Source organism: Sorangium sp. So ce385 (genome assembly GCF_051474135.1).
GTDB lineage: Bacteria > Myxococcota_A > Polyangia > Polyangiales > Polyangiaceae > Sorangium > Sorangium cellulosum_D.
Window position 1 is genome coordinate 12,246,586 of record NZ_CP150337.1, and the last position, 14,791, is coordinate 12,261,376.

Annotated in this window: 11 protein-coding genes and 1 pseudogene; 9 read left to right on the top strand and 3 right to left on the bottom strand. The window is 72.5% G+C overall.

Annotated features, from left to right (window positions below; translation table 11 throughout):
- Nucleotides 1-352 precede the first annotated feature (352 nt).
- The 5 genes and pseudogenes from WME83_RS44825 to WME83_RS44845 all read left to right on the top strand — a co-directional run bounded on the left by WME83_RS44825 (nt 353) and on the right by WME83_RS44845 (nt 6,038).
- Nucleotides 353-1,288, top strand: a complete 936-nt coding sequence (locus tag WME83_RS44825; RefSeq protein ID WP_437315844.1) for a glycosyl hydrolase family 18 protein — start codon at nt 353-355, stop codon at nt 1,286-1,288.
- A 230-nt stretch (nt 1,289-1,518) separates the two neighbouring features.
- A complete protein-coding gene (locus WME83_RS44830) occupies nt 1,519-2,178 on the top strand; it encodes a DUF4360 domain-containing protein (protein ID WP_437315845.1) in 660 nt (219 codons plus the stop codon).
- A 209-nt stretch (nt 2,179-2,387) separates the two neighbouring features.
- A complete protein-coding gene (locus tag WME83_RS44835) occupies nt 2,388-3,947 on the top strand; it encodes an MYXO-CTERM sorting domain-containing protein (RefSeq protein ID WP_437315846.1) in 1,560 nt (519 codons plus the stop codon).
- A gap of 106 nt (nt 3,948-4,053) precedes the next feature.
- Nucleotides 4,054-4,743: a helix-turn-helix domain-containing protein gene (locus WME83_RS44840; RefSeq protein WP_437315847.1), complete on the top strand. Its 690-nt coding sequence runs from the start codon at nt 4,054-4,056 to the stop codon at nt 4,741-4,743.
- A 133-nt stretch (nt 4,744-4,876) separates the two neighbouring features.
- Nucleotides 4,877-6,038, top strand: a pseudogene (locus tag WME83_RS44845) (epoxide hydrolase family protein).
- A 109-nt stretch (nt 6,039-6,147) separates the two neighbouring features.
- Here WME83_RS44845 and WME83_RS44850 read toward each other — a convergent pair.
- Entirely contained in the window at nt 6,148-6,348 is a 201-nt protein-coding gene (locus WME83_RS44850) for a hypothetical protein (RefSeq protein ID WP_437315848.1), read from the bottom strand.
- Between the two features lie 6 nt (nt 6,349-6,354).
- Between WME83_RS44850 and WME83_RS44855 the strand changes: the two genes are divergently transcribed.
- Entirely contained in the window at nt 6,355-6,591 is a 237-nt protein-coding gene (locus WME83_RS44855) for a DUF2845 domain-containing protein (protein WP_437315849.1), read from the top strand.
- Between the two features lie 207 nt (nt 6,592-6,798).
- On the opposite strand, the gene WME83_RS44860 is transcribed toward WME83_RS44855, so the two are convergent.
- Nucleotides 6,799-7,221, bottom strand: a complete 423-nt coding sequence (locus WME83_RS44860; protein WP_437315850.1) for a DUF6210 family protein — start codon at nt 7,219-7,221, stop codon at nt 6,799-6,801.
- 476 nt (nt 7,222-7,697) lie between these two features.
- Between WME83_RS44860 and WME83_RS44865 the strand changes: the two genes are divergently transcribed.
- The gene (locus WME83_RS44865) at nt 7,698-8,864 is read left to right on the top strand and encodes a PAS domain-containing protein (protein WP_437315851.1); all 1,167 of its coding nucleotides are present in this window, start codon (nt 7,698-7,700) and stop codon (nt 8,862-8,864) included.
- Nucleotides 8,865-9,040: 176 nt separating this feature from the next.
- Complete coding sequence (locus WME83_RS44870; RefSeq protein WP_437315852.1) at nt 9,041-9,511, top strand: MarR family winged helix-turn-helix transcriptional regulator; 471 nt, start codon at nt 9,041-9,043, stop codon at nt 9,509-9,511.
- A gap of 36 nt (nt 9,512-9,547) precedes the next feature.
- Here the strand turns inward: WME83_RS44870 and WME83_RS44875 are convergent, their stop codons facing one another.
- Nucleotides 9,548-10,384, bottom strand: coding sequence for an NAD(P)H-binding protein (locus tag WME83_RS44875; RefSeq protein WP_437315853.1), 837 nt, complete (start codon nt 10,382-10,384; stop codon nt 9,548-9,550).
- A 364-nt stretch (nt 10,385-10,748) separates the two neighbouring features.
- Here WME83_RS44875 and WME83_RS44880 point away from each other — a divergent pair, with 364 nt between their 5' ends.
- Entirely contained in the window at nt 10,749-14,789 is a 4,041-nt protein-coding gene (locus WME83_RS44880) for a hypothetical protein (protein ID WP_437315854.1), read from the top strand.
- The last annotated feature ends 2 nt before the right edge of the window (nt 14,790-14,791 follow it).

A 14,791-nucleotide genomic window follows, 5' to 3' on the forward strand; every position in this document is an offset into this window, starting at 1 on the left:
GTAACCCCATCATCACGCGGCGGACAAGCGAACGGGCTGAACACGCCCTGATCAAATAATCTGAAGGGCTGGCCTCCGTCGCGCCATCAAGTCCACGAGCTGCCCGGATCCGGGAGGCGAGCTGTCCTGTGTGCTCTGGGCCGATGCGCGAAAGGGTTCTACCATGCCGCACAATTCTACCTTCACTGCTGCCAGGATGTCTTTTCTCCTTGCCGCCATCGCGGCAGGCGGAATCGGATGCCTCGATTCCGGGTCGTCGCAGGGCGAGGCCGATATCGGGCACAACGAATCTGCCGCGTGCGCTGACGTTCCGGAATGGCAAGAAGGTCAATGGTACGAGGAGGGCGCCATCGTGAATTACCAGGGAGCGGCCTACATCGCCGAGCACGAAAATCCCGGCTATATCCCGACGGTCAGCACGTACTTCTGGGAGCCTTACTCCGCCTGCGCCGACACCCCCGAGCCCGGCGCGGTCGGCCCGCTCCCCGCGAAGGTCGTCGCCGGCTACTACCCCAACTGGACGCCGTCGCCCGTCCGCATCCGCGACGTCAACAGCAATTACAACCTCATCTACCTCTTCGCCGCGCATCCCGTGGGAGGGCCGCCCGGCACCACCGGCGCAGTCACCTGGACGCCGCCGGGCGACGGCAAGGGAGCGGCGACGCACCTCAAGGAGGACATCCAGTACGCCCGGACGACCCAGGATCGCAGGATCATCCTCTCCATCGGCGGCGCCGGCCAGGGCATGAGCTTCCCCGACCGCGGGAAGTCGCAGACGTTCGTCGACAGCGTGGTCGGCATCTACAACGACCTGGGTGGGTTCGACGGGATCGACTGGAACACCTTCGAGGCCAACCAGAACCCCGACACCGAGGAGATGATCTGGATCAGCCTGGAGCTGAAGCGGCGCTTCCCCGGCTTCATCATCACCGCGCCTCCGGCGCCCTGGAACCAGCGCGACAAGGATTTCTGCAAGGCGATGGTGGACGCCGGCGCCATGGACTACGCCGCCCCGCAGTACTACGACGGCCCCGACCTCGACCAGCAGTCCTACATCGTGAACAACGTGGACCAGTGGGTCGAGCTGCTCGGTCCCACGCACGTCGTCGTGGGCTTCGGGATCTGGGACGCGCAGCACTACATGTCGATCGACGAGGCGATCCCCACGTGGAACGAGGTCGAGGGCAACCACCCGACGCTCCGCGGCGCGTTCGACTGGCAGATCCACATCGACGAGAGCCAGGGGTGGCCGTTCGCCGACCGCATCGGGCCTCTGGTCACGGACTGAAGCGACGCCGCGCGGCCCCCGGGGGGTAACGCACCGTCGCCGCCGCCGCGTCCCAGATGGCACGCGGCTCTGCGTCGGTTCGTCATGAACAGTTATTTGCGCTGAGCGTGCTTCACTCGCTGCTTCGTGCGTGACAAGCTCCTACGGTCCGCGGGCGGCGTGCGTCGCACGAATCGAGAGATCAGAGCTGCATACCGCACCGGCTCGTCCGGTCACCATGAGAGGACGTCATGAAACGATTCCAACTTGCCAACGAGATTTTGAACCGTCATCTTCGGTCGTGTCTTGCGATGCTGCTTTGTTCCTCCCTGTGCGCCGCGTGCGCCGACCCCTCCGGCGACGGCGAGACGGTGGAAGGCCAGCCGGCCGCCCTCGGCGACGGCGACGTGCCTGATCCGAGCCAGGTCTCGATCAAGGCGACCGCCTCCGGCTGCGGAACCATGAATACGCAGATTGGGGCTCTCAACACGGAATACGCGCTCACGTTCGATGACGCTCGCGGGGGCCGCGACGACTTTGGCACGTACGACGTCGCTTGTGACGTCGAGGTCACCTACACGTTTCCAGCGGGCTACACGTTCGACGCGCCGTCCTTGGACGTGTTTGGCGACGTGTATACCGAAGACGCAGCCGTCGTCACGGTTCAAGCAAGCCGGTCACTGGCCGGCACGGCCAGCGTCTCCAAGACGTTCGAGAACATCGACACGGACGCCGAAGGGGTGTTCGAGCTGCTGTCTATCCCTGCCGGGGGACAAGCGGGCAGCGCCCCGTGCGGCGCCACCTCGGCTACGGTCAACGTGCAACTCCGCGCCACGATCGGTGGCACGGGAAGGGCATCCGTCAAGTTCAACTATATCGATGGGGTGATCCCCTGGCGTCGCTGTCAATGAACCGACCCAGGGGCCTACCGCCGCCGCCAATGTAGCACTCGCGGATCCGCGCCGCGCCGCCGAGGAGCAGGCGCCGTGTCAGGCCGCGCCAGCACGGGCCGCCGCGGAGCTCGATGAGCCCAGCCCGTCTGGGGAGAAGGTCGCGCGCGGACGTCACACGTCGCACGCGCCGTCTTGACGGACGAGCGCACCGGCGCATGCTGGCGGCCATGTCGCTACGCCGCGCGCCCATCGCTCCGCTCGCCCTGCTCACCTCCCTCCTCCTCGCCGCCCCCGCCGCCGCGGCCGTCGTGCCGGTCGGCACCACCGACGAGCTCGTCGCCGCGATCGGCGCGGCCAAGGCCGGCGATGAGATCGTCCTCGCCTCGGGCACCTACGCCTTCGACGGCGTCTCCTGCGCGGCCGCAGGCACCGAGGCCGCGCCGATCGTCGTGCGCGCCGCCGAGCCGCTCGGCGCGATCGTCGAGCTGTCGGGCGTCGAAGGCTTCAAGGTCAGCGGCCCGAACTGGCACTTCGAAGACCTCGACATCCGCGGCGTCTGCGCCGACGACTCGGACTGCGAGCATGCCTTCCACGTGTTCGGCGCTGCGAGCCGCTTCACCCTCCGCCGCTCGAAGGTGCGGGACTTCAACGCCCAGCTCAAGATCAACGCCGCGCAGGTGGACGGCGTCTGGACGGCCCCCGACGACGGGCTGATCGAGCGGTCGGAGCTGTTCGACACCCACCCGCGCAGGACCAGCAATCCCGTCACCAAGATCAACATCGACGGCGGCAAGCGCTGGACCGTGCGCGACAGCTACCTGCACGACTTCCAGAAGGACGGCGGCGACGGCATCAGCTACGCCGCGTTCATGAAGAGCGGCGGCTCGGACGGGCTCTTCGAGCGCAACCTCGTCGTCTGCACCACCGCCGGCTCGCCGGACGGTGTGCGCATCGGGCTGTCGTTCGGCGGCGGCGGCACGGGGGCGCAGTACTGCGCCCCGGCCTACGACCCCGACGTGCCCTGCGAGGTCGAGCACACCGGCGGAACGATGCGGAACAACATCATCGCGAGCTGCTCGGACGTCGGGATCTATTTGAACCGCGCGACGGACACGCGGCTTCATTTCAATACGCTGATCGCGACGAGCGGGATCGACTTCCGCTTCGCGACGACCAGCGGCGTCGCGCGCGGCAACGTGCTCACGGGCAAGATCCGCGACCGCGACGGGGGCACGCATGAGGAGAGCGACAACCTGGCCGAGGTAGGGCTCGCGACGTTCCAAACGTGGTACGAAGATCCGGGCCTCGGCGACCTGCACCTCAAAGGGGATGTGGCGCCGCTCGTCGGCAAAGCGCCCGCCGAGGCCGCGGTGACCGACGACTACTGCGCCCGTGGGCGGCCGGACAGCGGGAGCTTCACGCTCGGCGCGCTCGAACATTCGCTCGGCGACTGCGCGACGGTGCCACCGCCGGGGCCCTCCGGCGAAGGCGGCGCGGGCGGCGGCACCACCGGCTCGGGCGGGATGGGCAGCGGCACCGGATCTGCGGGTGGGACGGGCAGCGGCACCGGATCCGCGGGCGGGGGTGAGGCGGGCGGCACAGGCGGCGCAAGCAGCGGCGCCGGCGCGGCCGGCGGGGGCAGCGACGCCTCCAGCGACGGCGAGGGCTGCGGCTGCCGCGTCGCGGGCGTCGGCGGGAATGACGCCCTTGGCCTCCTGACGGCGCTCCTCGCCGCGTTCGCCCTCCGGCGACGACAGGCCTCCTCATCGCGGAGCGACGCCCGTTAGGTGGAGTTACAGCCGGGGTCGGACCGAGCCATCCGCGCCCGGCGTGGGAATTCCCCTTGCGGCGCGGGTCGGTCATACTGCGCAGCATGACGAAGGGAAGCTGCCCATGAGGACCACGCGCGCCATCCGCGGCAGCGACCATGCGCTGGTGCAGCGGATCACGCACGTCGCCTATGGCGACGACGCGCAGGACCAGTCCCTGCCCGACGGCTGCTGGGACCTGGTGTTCATGAAGCGCCGCGGCCGGCTGCAGGTGCTGCATACCGGTCTGATCACGCACCCGGTGGCGCTGGGCTACGAGACCGGCGACGAGTACCTGAGCATCGCCTTCCGGCCAGGCGTGTTCATGCCGGGGGTGCCGGCGACTGGCATGCTGGACCAGGGCGTGCTGCGCCCGCTGGCGAACACGCGCTCGTTCCTGCTGGGGCCGCGAGCCTTCGAGGTGCCCGACTTCGAGAACGCCGACGATCTCGTGGCACGCCTCATCGGGGCCGGCCTGCTGGCGGCGGACCCGGTGGTGTTCCGCGTGCTGCAAGGCGAGCCCGCCGGCACCAGCCTGCGCTCGGTGCAGCGCCGGTTCCTGAGCGCCACCGGCCTCACGGCGAAGCAGCTGTCACAGATCCACCGTGCGCAGGCGGCGCTGCAGCAGCTGATGCACGGCGATGCGCCGGCCGACGTGGCTGCCGCCTGCGGCTACGCCGACCAGGCGCACCTGGGCAATTCGCTGAAGCGGATCATGGGCAGGACGCCCGGCGAAGTGGCGCGGGCTGCGGCCCGGCCCGGGCCTAGACGCTGAGGGAGACGCTGAGGGCCCAGACGGTCCGTCGAGGCCTGAGCCTGTCGTTTTCTTCCAAGACCGGGCCCATCCCCCGTGGATACGGTGGCGCCGCCGACTCGCACCGGCGAGTTCGACCAACCCGAGGAGCCCCATGCACCGCGACTCCGAGATCCACCCCTTCCGCATCGACATTCCGCAAGCCGACATCGACGACCTGCGCGAACGCCTGGCGCGCACGCGCTGGCCGGCGCAGCTGCCGGGCGGCGACTGGGTGAGGGGCGTGCCTGTGGCCTACCTCCGGCGGCTGGCCGCGCACTGGCAGCACCAGTACGACTGGCGACGCTGCGAGGCCCACCTGAACAGCCGCCCGCAGTTCACCACCCGGATCGATGGCCAGACGATCCACTTCGTGCACCTGCGCTCGCCCGAGCCGGACGCGCAGCCCCTGTTGTTGCTGCACGGCTGGCCCGGCAGCTTCGCCGAGTTCGACCGCGTGGTGGACGCGCTGTCCGACCCGCGCCGCCACGGCGGCGACCCCTCGCAGGCTTTCCACCTGGTGATCCCGTCGATCCCGGGTCACGGGTTCTCGATGCCGCTGGCCGACGCCGGCTGGAACCACGGCCGCTGCGCCCGCGCGCTGGCGGCGCTGATGCAGCGCCTGGGCTACACGCGCTACGGCGTGCAAGGCGGCGACGTGGGCGCGTTCATCGCGGTGGAGCTGGGCCGCGTCGACAGCGAGCATGTCAGAGGCGTGCACTGCAATGCGCTGGTGACGTTTCCATCCGGCGACCCCGCCGAGCTGGAAGGCCTGACGGCCTCGGAGCAGCAGCGCCTGGAGCGGCTGCAGAACTTCCGCGACCGGATGATGGGCTTCGCGCACATCCAGGGCACGCGGCCGCAGACGCTCAGCTACGGGCTTCACGATTCGCCGGTGGGCCAGCTGGCCTGGATCGTCGAGAAGTTCAAGGAATGGACCGATCCTGCGGCCGCGCTGCCGGAGGATGCGGTGGGCCTGGACGCGCTGCTGGACAACGTGAGCCTGTACTTGGTTCACCGGCACCAGCGGCCCCTCGGCCAACCTGTACTATGAAGCCTTCAACGACCCGTCCGCCTGGGCGCCCAAGCCGCGCGGCACCGTGCCCATGGCCGTGGCCGTATCGCTGACGCAGGACGTGGCGGTGCGCCGGCTGGCCGAACGCGACCACAACATCGTGCGCTGGACCGAGCTGGCGCGCGGCGGGCATTTCCTGGCGACGGAGACGCCCACGGCGCTGGCCGTCGATCTGCGGGAGTTCTTCGGTTCGCTGTCCTAGTGCGACTGCGGCGCGGGCGGCCGCGTCCGCGGGCTCGCGTGGGCGACGGCGGCCCCCGCGCGCTCAAGGTCGTCCTCGATTCTCGCGTTCGCGCTCCGGCGGCCCTGGCTCAGCTCGTCCCGCACCCGAGCGGGATTGCGATCGGGGACCTCGCGCCGTACACACCGCATCGATGGAAGCCCCGCGTCGTCGTGCCCCGCTCGTAGGTCTCCTCGCGGTCGCGGCCTTCGCCGCGCCGCACGTCGCTGCAGCAGCGACGTGCGCGCTCGGGCGTGCGCCGGGTCGGGTCCACGAGGTAGCTCAGGCTCACGACGGCATGCGCTGCGGCGGCCGTCTGGTCGAGCTCGGCATGACGAAATCCGAGGTGGCGGCGCGATGCGGGGCGCCCTCGCACCAGACCATGCGCTACGAAGAGCGCGCCGTGGACGGCCGTCGCGAGCTCGTCACCGTCGACGAGTGGACGTATCTGCTCGGCCCCGGCACGTTTCCGCGCCTGCTCGAGTTCCGCAACAACCGCCTCGTGTCGCTCCGGGCCGGGCGAGGTGGTCTTTGAGCGTCCAGAATACCGATCGCGTCGATCGAGCGAGAAATGAGCCGCCTAGGGGCCAAGGACTCCGAGAAGAGAACAAGATCTTGGCGCCTCCTGTGGCCGTCGGTGTCGTGCGCCGCGCCGGCCATGAAGGCTCGGAGGAGATCATGACGGACCCGGGCCGCTGCGACCCGCAGGCAGCCGCTCGTGCTGGCGGTGCGCCCACCGTTGCTAGTCCGAGTTCGGCCACGTCAGCACTCCTCGCCGGGGGTACGGGCCGAATCCTGAGACGACACCAAACTGCTCGGCCTCGCCCACGATGAGCACGTGCACCCAGGCCTCATGCGACTCTTTCAGGCGAGATCGGTCCACGTGGAGCGGAACGCCGGTGCGTCCGTCACGCACGACCGACTCGATGAACGTCGCGTCCTCGTCGTCGAGGCCCTGCATGGCGCCAGTTCCTCTGTATTTGGGCCCCACGAAGTAGGCGTTGAGCCGCAGCCAGCTCTCCTCGGCGCCGAACGGGACGAAGACCCCCTCCATCACCGGCTGCGCGCAGCAGTGACCACAGGTCTGGTTCGTATACAGCACTCCGGTCGGGTGCTGGATGATGACCCCCAGTCCTGCATCGTAGAGTCGGATGCGCGCCGTCATGATCCCTGTCGCCATGAGCAGCCCGGACCATCGCCGGGAGCGCCTGCATCGCAGGGCGGAACTGTCGGCAGGCTATCACAGGGGGAACCGCTCTCCGCAGACGACCCCAGGGGACCGCTGCGGCGCAGCGAACCGACCCAGGTTGCGGCGCGTCCCGCGGGTTGCGGCGCCTTCCCCGCCCTCGCCCCCGCCGCGCGAGGCACCCCCACCGCGTCGGAGGTCCTCTCGCCAAGCCGGGCTCGCCCAGCGCCTCGACGAACGTAAGGGAGCTCTCTGCACGACGATGAACAGCACGCCGGATCCCAGCGGCCCGGCGGCGCGATCGAACCCCACCTCACACGCTCGGCTCAGCCCTCTCTTCCTTCGCTGGCCGCTCGGTCGCCCTCGACACCGGCCGCCGGCGCACGTTAGCTTGAGGACGAACGATGACGAGCACACCGATCGCTCCCCGATCCCCAGGGCTCCCCGAGAGCACCATGAGGGCAGTCCGCAGCACGCCTTTCGCGGTGATCGAGTGCGCGGGGGACCTCGGCGATCTCGAGATCGCCGCGTGGAACGGTGAGGCGGAACGCATCTTTGGAATTACCGCGGACGAAGCCGTGGGCCGCCGCCTCACGGACACGATCGTGACCGGACCGGACGCCGAGGCCTTTCGGCGCTCGCTCGCGCAGGCGGGCGCACCGTTCCGCTGCGCCCACACCCGCAAGGACGGGCGCGCCGTCGTGTGCGAGTGGCGACTCGCGCCCGTGCTCGACGACGGCGGCGCGCCGATTCGGCTGCTCTGCTTCGGGCTGGATGTCACGGAGCAAGAGAAGGCCCTCGAGCGGCTGAGGGAGAGCGACGTCATCCTCCGGGCCATCCTCGACAACGTGGACACGGCCGTGACCCGGATGGATCGGGACGGATTCTGCACCTTCCACGATGGCAGGAACCTGAAGGCCCTCGGCCTGACGCCGGGCCAGTTCGTCGGGATGAACGTGTTCGACGACCCTCCCGCGCCGATGGACATGGAGCCGATGCGAAAGGCGGTCCGGGGCGAGCTCGTCCGCACCCGCGTCGAGGCGTTCGGGATGGCCTGGGAGACGTGCGTCGTCCCGCTCCGCGACGCCCGCGGGGAGCCCGACGGCGCCGTCAGCTTCACGGTCGACGCCACGGAGGCGAAGCTCAGGGAAGACGAGCTGAAATCACGGCTCGAGCTGATCGAGCGCCAGCAGCAGGTGATCCGCGACCTGTCGACGCCCATCATCGAGGTCTGGGACAGCGTGCTGACCCTCCCCATGGTCGGCGTCGTCGACAGCACGAGGGCCGCCGACGTGATGGACGACCTCCTGGCCGCCATCGTGGACAAGCAGGCCCGCTTCGCGATCCTCGACCTCACCGGCGTCGAGGTCGTCGACACGAAGACGGCGAGCTACCTCATCGAGCTCGTCCGCGCCATCCGGCTCCTCGGCGCCGAGGGGGTCATCACGGGCATCCGAGCCAACGTGGCGCAGACCATGGTCTCCCTCGGGCTCGACCTGTCGGGCATCGCGACCGTGGGAAACCTCCGCGCGGGCCTGAAGCTGTGCATGCAGCGCGCGGCGGCGAGCGGCGCGCCCGAAAGAAGCGCCCCGCCGAGGCTCCCGGGAGGCGGCTCGCGCTGAGGCGGAGGGGGTGGATCCGGCCTCGCGGGTCGGGCGGACCGCCTCGCCGCCCCTGCGCGCCGCGCCGCCCGCGCCGCCCGCGTGTTTCCGACCGCTACGTTGAGTGCTAGACAGGGCCGACATTGGCACCTTCCGTTGGCAGAGGAGCTAAGCGGCGGCTGGTCGAAGAGCTGCTCGTGGCGGTGACCGATTTGCAGAACGCCTCCGAGATGGTCGGCGCTGCGGCGGCCGATAGGTTCGGCCTCAACCGCACCGACGCCCGCTGCGTGGCGTACCTGATGACACGCGGCCCCATGACCATCGGTGAGCTCGGCGACGCTTCCGGGCTGACCCCGGGAGCGCTCACGTTCGTCGTCGATCGGCTCGAGCAGGCCGGGTACGTCCAACGAGCGCGCGATCCCGACGACCGCCGGCGCGTGAAGGTCGAACCCACCGACCAGGCCCGCCAAGTGGCCGAGGAGTTCTGGGGCGAGATCAGCAGGGAAGCAGAGGCCACACTCTCGGGCTACACGCTCGAGCAGCTCCAGGTGCTCATCGATTTCGTTCGGGGCCAGGTCGATCTGCAGCGGCGTCAAGCGGCTCGCCTTCGTGACGCGTCCGGTGATCCAGCCGCGGTCATCGGCAGGAAGAGGGGTCAACGCCGCTGACGAGCCGATCGTGCGCCGGCGTGTCGCAGCCGTGTGCTAGCGAAAATCGGCGGCGTGATCGATCGCCCATTCGAGGAACGTACGCGCGGGCCGGCCTGTCACGTCCTCCACGACGCGCGTCACCTCGGCCGGGTGCGCCACCGCCGCCGCGAGCTGACCGAGGACGGCATCGACGATCGCCGCCGGCGCGTACCTCATCATCGCCTGTCGCGCCTCCCCGGGCGGGATCTCCTCGAACCGCAGCGTCCGTCCGATGGCCTGCCCGATGAGGCTGACCTGCTCGGCATGGGTGATCGCCTGAGGGCCGGTCAGCCGGTACTTCGCGCCGTCGTGACCCGCGTCGACGAGCGCCCTCACGGCGACGGCGGCGATGTCCCGCTCGTGGATCGGCGCCGTGCACGCGCCGCCGTACGGCGCGCGGACCACGTCGCCGGCCTTGATCTGCGCCGCCCAGTGCAGGCTGTTGCCGGCAAACTCGTTCGGGCGCAGAAATGTCCACTGTAACCCCGACAGCCTGATCGCTCGTTCGAAGGCCCCGTGGAGCTCGGCGACCGCGTCCGGCTGCCGCTCGACGTCGTCGAGCACGTCGCCCGTCGACAAAAGGACGATCCGCCGAACGCCGGCGCGCCTGGCCGTGTCCACGAAATCGGCTGGAGCGCCGCCCATCGCGACGAGGTACGCGGCCTCGACCCCGTCGAGGGCGGAAGCCAGTTTCTTTGGCTCTGCCAGATCGCCTTGCACGACGTCCGCCGCCTCCGGGATGCAGGCCGAGCCGGGGTTCCGGGTCAGCGCACGGATCGTGTGACCTTCGGCAAGGAGCCCGTCCACGACGTGCCGTCCGACGCTGCCAGTTGCTCCTGTCACCAGAATCATCGTTCTTCCCATCCTTTCCCCGAGCTACCGCGCATATAATTTAATTTTTGTATGTTACAATTTTTGTAATATATGGGCGGGCGCTCGGCGTGTCAAACCTCGGTCCACCGCGCCAGCTCAGGCTGGCGACATGCCATCGGCCGGAGCCGAGGCCCGTGAGGTCCGGCAGGCTCATCGAGCACCAGCTCGAACGAGCGCGGTGCGCCCCGGGCGCCGCCCGGCCCGCGGCGGGGCGGCGACGCCGAGCGCGCGCCGCGGGTCGGCCGGATCGCCGCGCCGCCCGAAGTTCGCGTTTGCTTCGGCAATCCCAGCCCCGTAAGGAACGGCGGACAGGCGCCCCGCGCGGCGCCGGGAGACGCCGACCGTGACCACCCCGCCCGAGAGCCCCAGGAACGTCGGCCAGCGCCCCGGGAGCCCGCGCCGCGCAGGGCGCGCCTCCCCCGCGCGCCGCGCCGCCCTCGGGCTCGCCCTCGCGCTCGCCGGCGCCGCGCCCGCCGCGTGCGCGCCGCGAGGGGCCGCGGCGCCGTCGGCCGCCGAGGCGCCCCTGCCCGCCGCGTTCGGCGCCGCGCTGGAGGCCGAGATCGCGAGCTCCGCCGCGGCGGCGCCGTACCTCGCCGCCATCGAGGCCGCCGTCGACGCGCCGGGCGACGAGGGCGCGCTCGCCACCGCGATCGCGTCGCTCGACGCGCTCGTCTTCGGCGCCGGCACCGCGGGCGGCTCCGCCCCCGACGCCTCGGCGATCGCCTTCCGCTCGCGCGAGGCGCTCCCCGAGGTCGCCCGCCGCCTCCAGCGCGCCTGGGCGTTCGCGGACGTCTCCGGCCGCGGCGCGCCGGAGATGCCTTTCTTGCGCGGCGCGCTCGCGAGCGCCCTCCACCGCATCGCCCTCCACGTCGGCGACGAGGCCGCGGCCGCGACGTGGAGCGCGCGCCGCGGCTGCGCGAACGAGGCCGCCCTCGTCGGCCCCCTCGACGCGGCCCCGCTCCAGAGCCTCACCCGCCCCTCGCCGGTGAGCTCCGCGAAGGGCGCGCCGCTCGCGCGCTCGTACCCCGGGATCGCGCCGTTCGCGACCGCCGTCTCGCCCATCGTGGTCCGCGCCGACGCCTGCGTCATCGACGTCGACGCGGTGAGCGCCCTCCAGGGCACGCGCGCCGTGGTCGTCGACCTCCACAACCCGGTCGCCCAGCGGGTGAGCCTCGCGCTCGCCTCCTCGTCCGCCGCCGCGCTCGAGGTGGGCGGCGTGCCCGCCCTCGAGCGCGACTACGCGGCCGGCGGCGCGCTGGTCACGCGCTTCGCGACCGTGGAGGCCCAGCCGGGCACGCTGCGCGTCGTCGTGCGCGTGGCGCAGAAGGGCGACGGCGGCGCCATCGAGCTCAGCGCCTTCGGCGAGAACGGCCTCCCGCTCCGCGCCCGCGCGCCGCGCCCCGGCGCCGCCGCGTCCGCGACCGCGGCGCGGCCCGCCGCGGTCAGCGTGGTCCCGGCGCCGGCCGCCCCGGGCAAGCGGCTCGGCCCCGCCGCCGTCGAGGTCGCGGCCGCCGCGCTGCTCGCGCTCGGCGACGCGCGCGCGGCCGAGCGCCTCCTCGACCCGGAGGGCGACGGCCGCCTCGGCCAGGGCGCCGCGCCCGCGCCGCGGTCGTCGCCCGGCGCCGCGCCGGCCGCCCCGCGCTCGCCGCGCCTCGACCTGCTCTACGCGCGGGCCGTCCGCCGCGTGGGCGATCTGCCCGAGACCAAGGTCGTCGAGCGCACCCGCGCCGCCGTCGATCGCGCGCTCGCCGCCTGGCCCGCGTCGTGGGAGGCGCGCCTCTACCGCGCGGAGCTCGCCGAGCGCCGCGGCGGCCAGGGCGAGGGCACGATGGACGCGCTCCGCGAGCTCGGGGTCAGGGTCGCGCCGCCAGGGCCGGCCGGACCGAGCGCGCCCGCGGTCCCCGACGCCGACCGGATGGTCCTCGCCGAGCTCGCGATGGTCGCCCGCCGCGCCGGCGTCACCGACGTCGCCGAGGCCGCGTACGCGAGGCTCGCCGTGGCCGCGCCGGGCTCGGCGCTGCTCGCCGCGGTCGACGACCGCGTCCACGGCCGCGCCGGGGTCGACGCGGTGAAGGCCGCCTGCGGCGGCGGGCTCGATCGCTCGGGCAACGCGTGCCTCGCCGCGCTCCTCGGCGCGAGCGGCGACCGCGCCGCGGTCCTCGCCGAGATCCAGCGGCTGCGCCGGCTCCGCCGCGCGCCGGACGCCCTGCGCGACGTCGAGCTCCGCGAGCGGGTCGCCCGCGGCGACCTGCGCGGCGCGCTCGCCGTGTACGACGCCATGCCGCCGGGCGAGCGCGTGATGCTGGAGGCGCTCGGCCTCGCCGCCGGCCGCGGCGACGTCCGCGCGGCGCGGGGCCGCCTCGCGCGCGACCGCGCGGCCGCGCGCGACGCCCCCGCCGCGCTCGGCCCCATCTCCCGCGCGCTCGGCCTCACGCCGGACCCGGCGCCGCCGCTCGAGGCCGAGGGGCGCAAGCTCGTGCTCGAGGACCAGGCCAAGGCGTTCCTGCCCGGCGCCGCGACCGCGGTGCTCCGCCACGTCGAGCGGTTCACGATCGCGCCCGACGGGCTCGTCCACTACGTGACCTACGACCTCCGCCGCGTCTCCGGCACCACCGACGTCGCCCAGGGCGCGGTCGCCTACGGCCCGCTCATCGAGGGCCGCGGCATGCCGCGCCTCTTGCGCCGCCGCATCCACAAGCGCGACGGCCGCATCCTCGCGCCCGACGCCGCGTCGAACGCCGCGCAGGAGCACAGCGACCTCTCGCAGCTCGAGCAGGGCGACTACGTCGAGCAGGTCACCGAGGGCTACGCCCTGCCGGGCGACAGCGGCCAGCTCGTCATCGACACCTGGGACCTGCTCCCCGAGCGGACGAGCGTCCGCGAGGCGACGATCGAGGTCCGCCGCCCGTCGTCGCTCCCGCTCGCGGTCTGGTCGCACCCGCTGCTCGGCGCCGCGGAGGAGCGCGCCGAGGGCGCCTCCACGGTCAGCGTCTGGCGCATCGAGGACCAGCCGCCGCGGCGCATGGAGGACGGCGTGCCGCGCATGGAGACGGGCGTGGGGGTCAGCCTGGGGACGCAGACCTGGAGCCACGTGGCCGCGGCGATCGACGAGAACCTCCGCGCGCTCTCGGACCGCGACCCGTACATGACCCGCTGGGCGCGGGAGGCGGCGGGCCCGGAGCGGGCGCCGTCGCCCGCGCTGCTCGAGCGCGTCGTCGCGGCCGCGGGCAAGGCGCTGAAGGTCGCCGGCGGCGCCGAGCTCTCGGATTTCGCGGCGCTCATGGCCGGCGGCCCGCAGCGCACGACGGCGCGCGCGATGATCGAGCTCGGCCAGGGCAGCCGGTCGTGGGTCGTCTACCGCGCGCTGCGCGAGCTCGGCGTGCGCGCCGACCTCGCGATCGCCGAGACCGAGCCGTTCAGCGCGTCGGCCGACTTCCCGCCGCACGCGGGGCGCTTCCGCCACCCGCTCGTCATCGCGCGCCTGCCGGGCGGCGACGTGTGGATCGACGCCGACGTCGAGGGGCCGCCGCTCCCGCCCGGGCGCATCAGCCCCGAGCTGCGCGGCCGCGCCGCCATGCTGCCGGGCGGCGAGCTCGTCACGGTGGCCGGCACGAGCGGCGAGACCGGCGACGAGGTCGACCTCCGGCTCGCGGTCGACGCGCAGGGCAACGCCTCGGGATCGTTCACGATCTTGCTGCACGGCCGGTCGGCGCAGGCGCTCTCGGAGGCGTTCGAGACGGTGGTCGGCACGGCGCGGCGCGAGATGCTCCGCGGCGTCGTGCTCGGCTGGCTGCCGTGGGCCGACGTCGAGGACGTCGTGGTCTCGTCGACGGAGGGCTCGTGGGAGGTCGCGCTCCGCGCGGCCGTGACGATCCACGGCTTCGCGCGGCCGGAGGGCAAGGACGCCGCGGCGTGGACGCTGCCGGGGCTGGAGCCGGTGCACCTCGTGTTCCCGCGCGCGTTCGCGGGCACGCTCGGCGCCACGTACGCCTCGCGCGGGGCGCGCAAGAGCGCGCTCTCGATCGAGACCGCGCTCCAGTACCACGTGCGCCGCCGGATCGAGCTGCCGGAGGGGTACGCGGTCCAGCGCGCGCCCGAGGGCGTGCGGGTCGAGCACGCGGGGCTCGAGGCGTCGCGCAAGGGCAGCTACGGGCCGGCGATCGAGGAGGACTTCGCGCTGAGCCTGCCGACGGGCACGGTGTCGGCCGACGAGTACAAGGCGTTCGTCGCGCGGGTGCAGGCGGTCGACAGCGGCTTCATGGCGGGCATCCGGGTGGCGCGGCCGGCGCCGGCCGGCAGCGGCGCGCCGAAGGCGGCGGGGCGGGGCCCGGCGCAGCCGCAGGGCGCGGAGAAGCGGCCGCAGGGCGCGGAGAAGAAGCCCTGAGC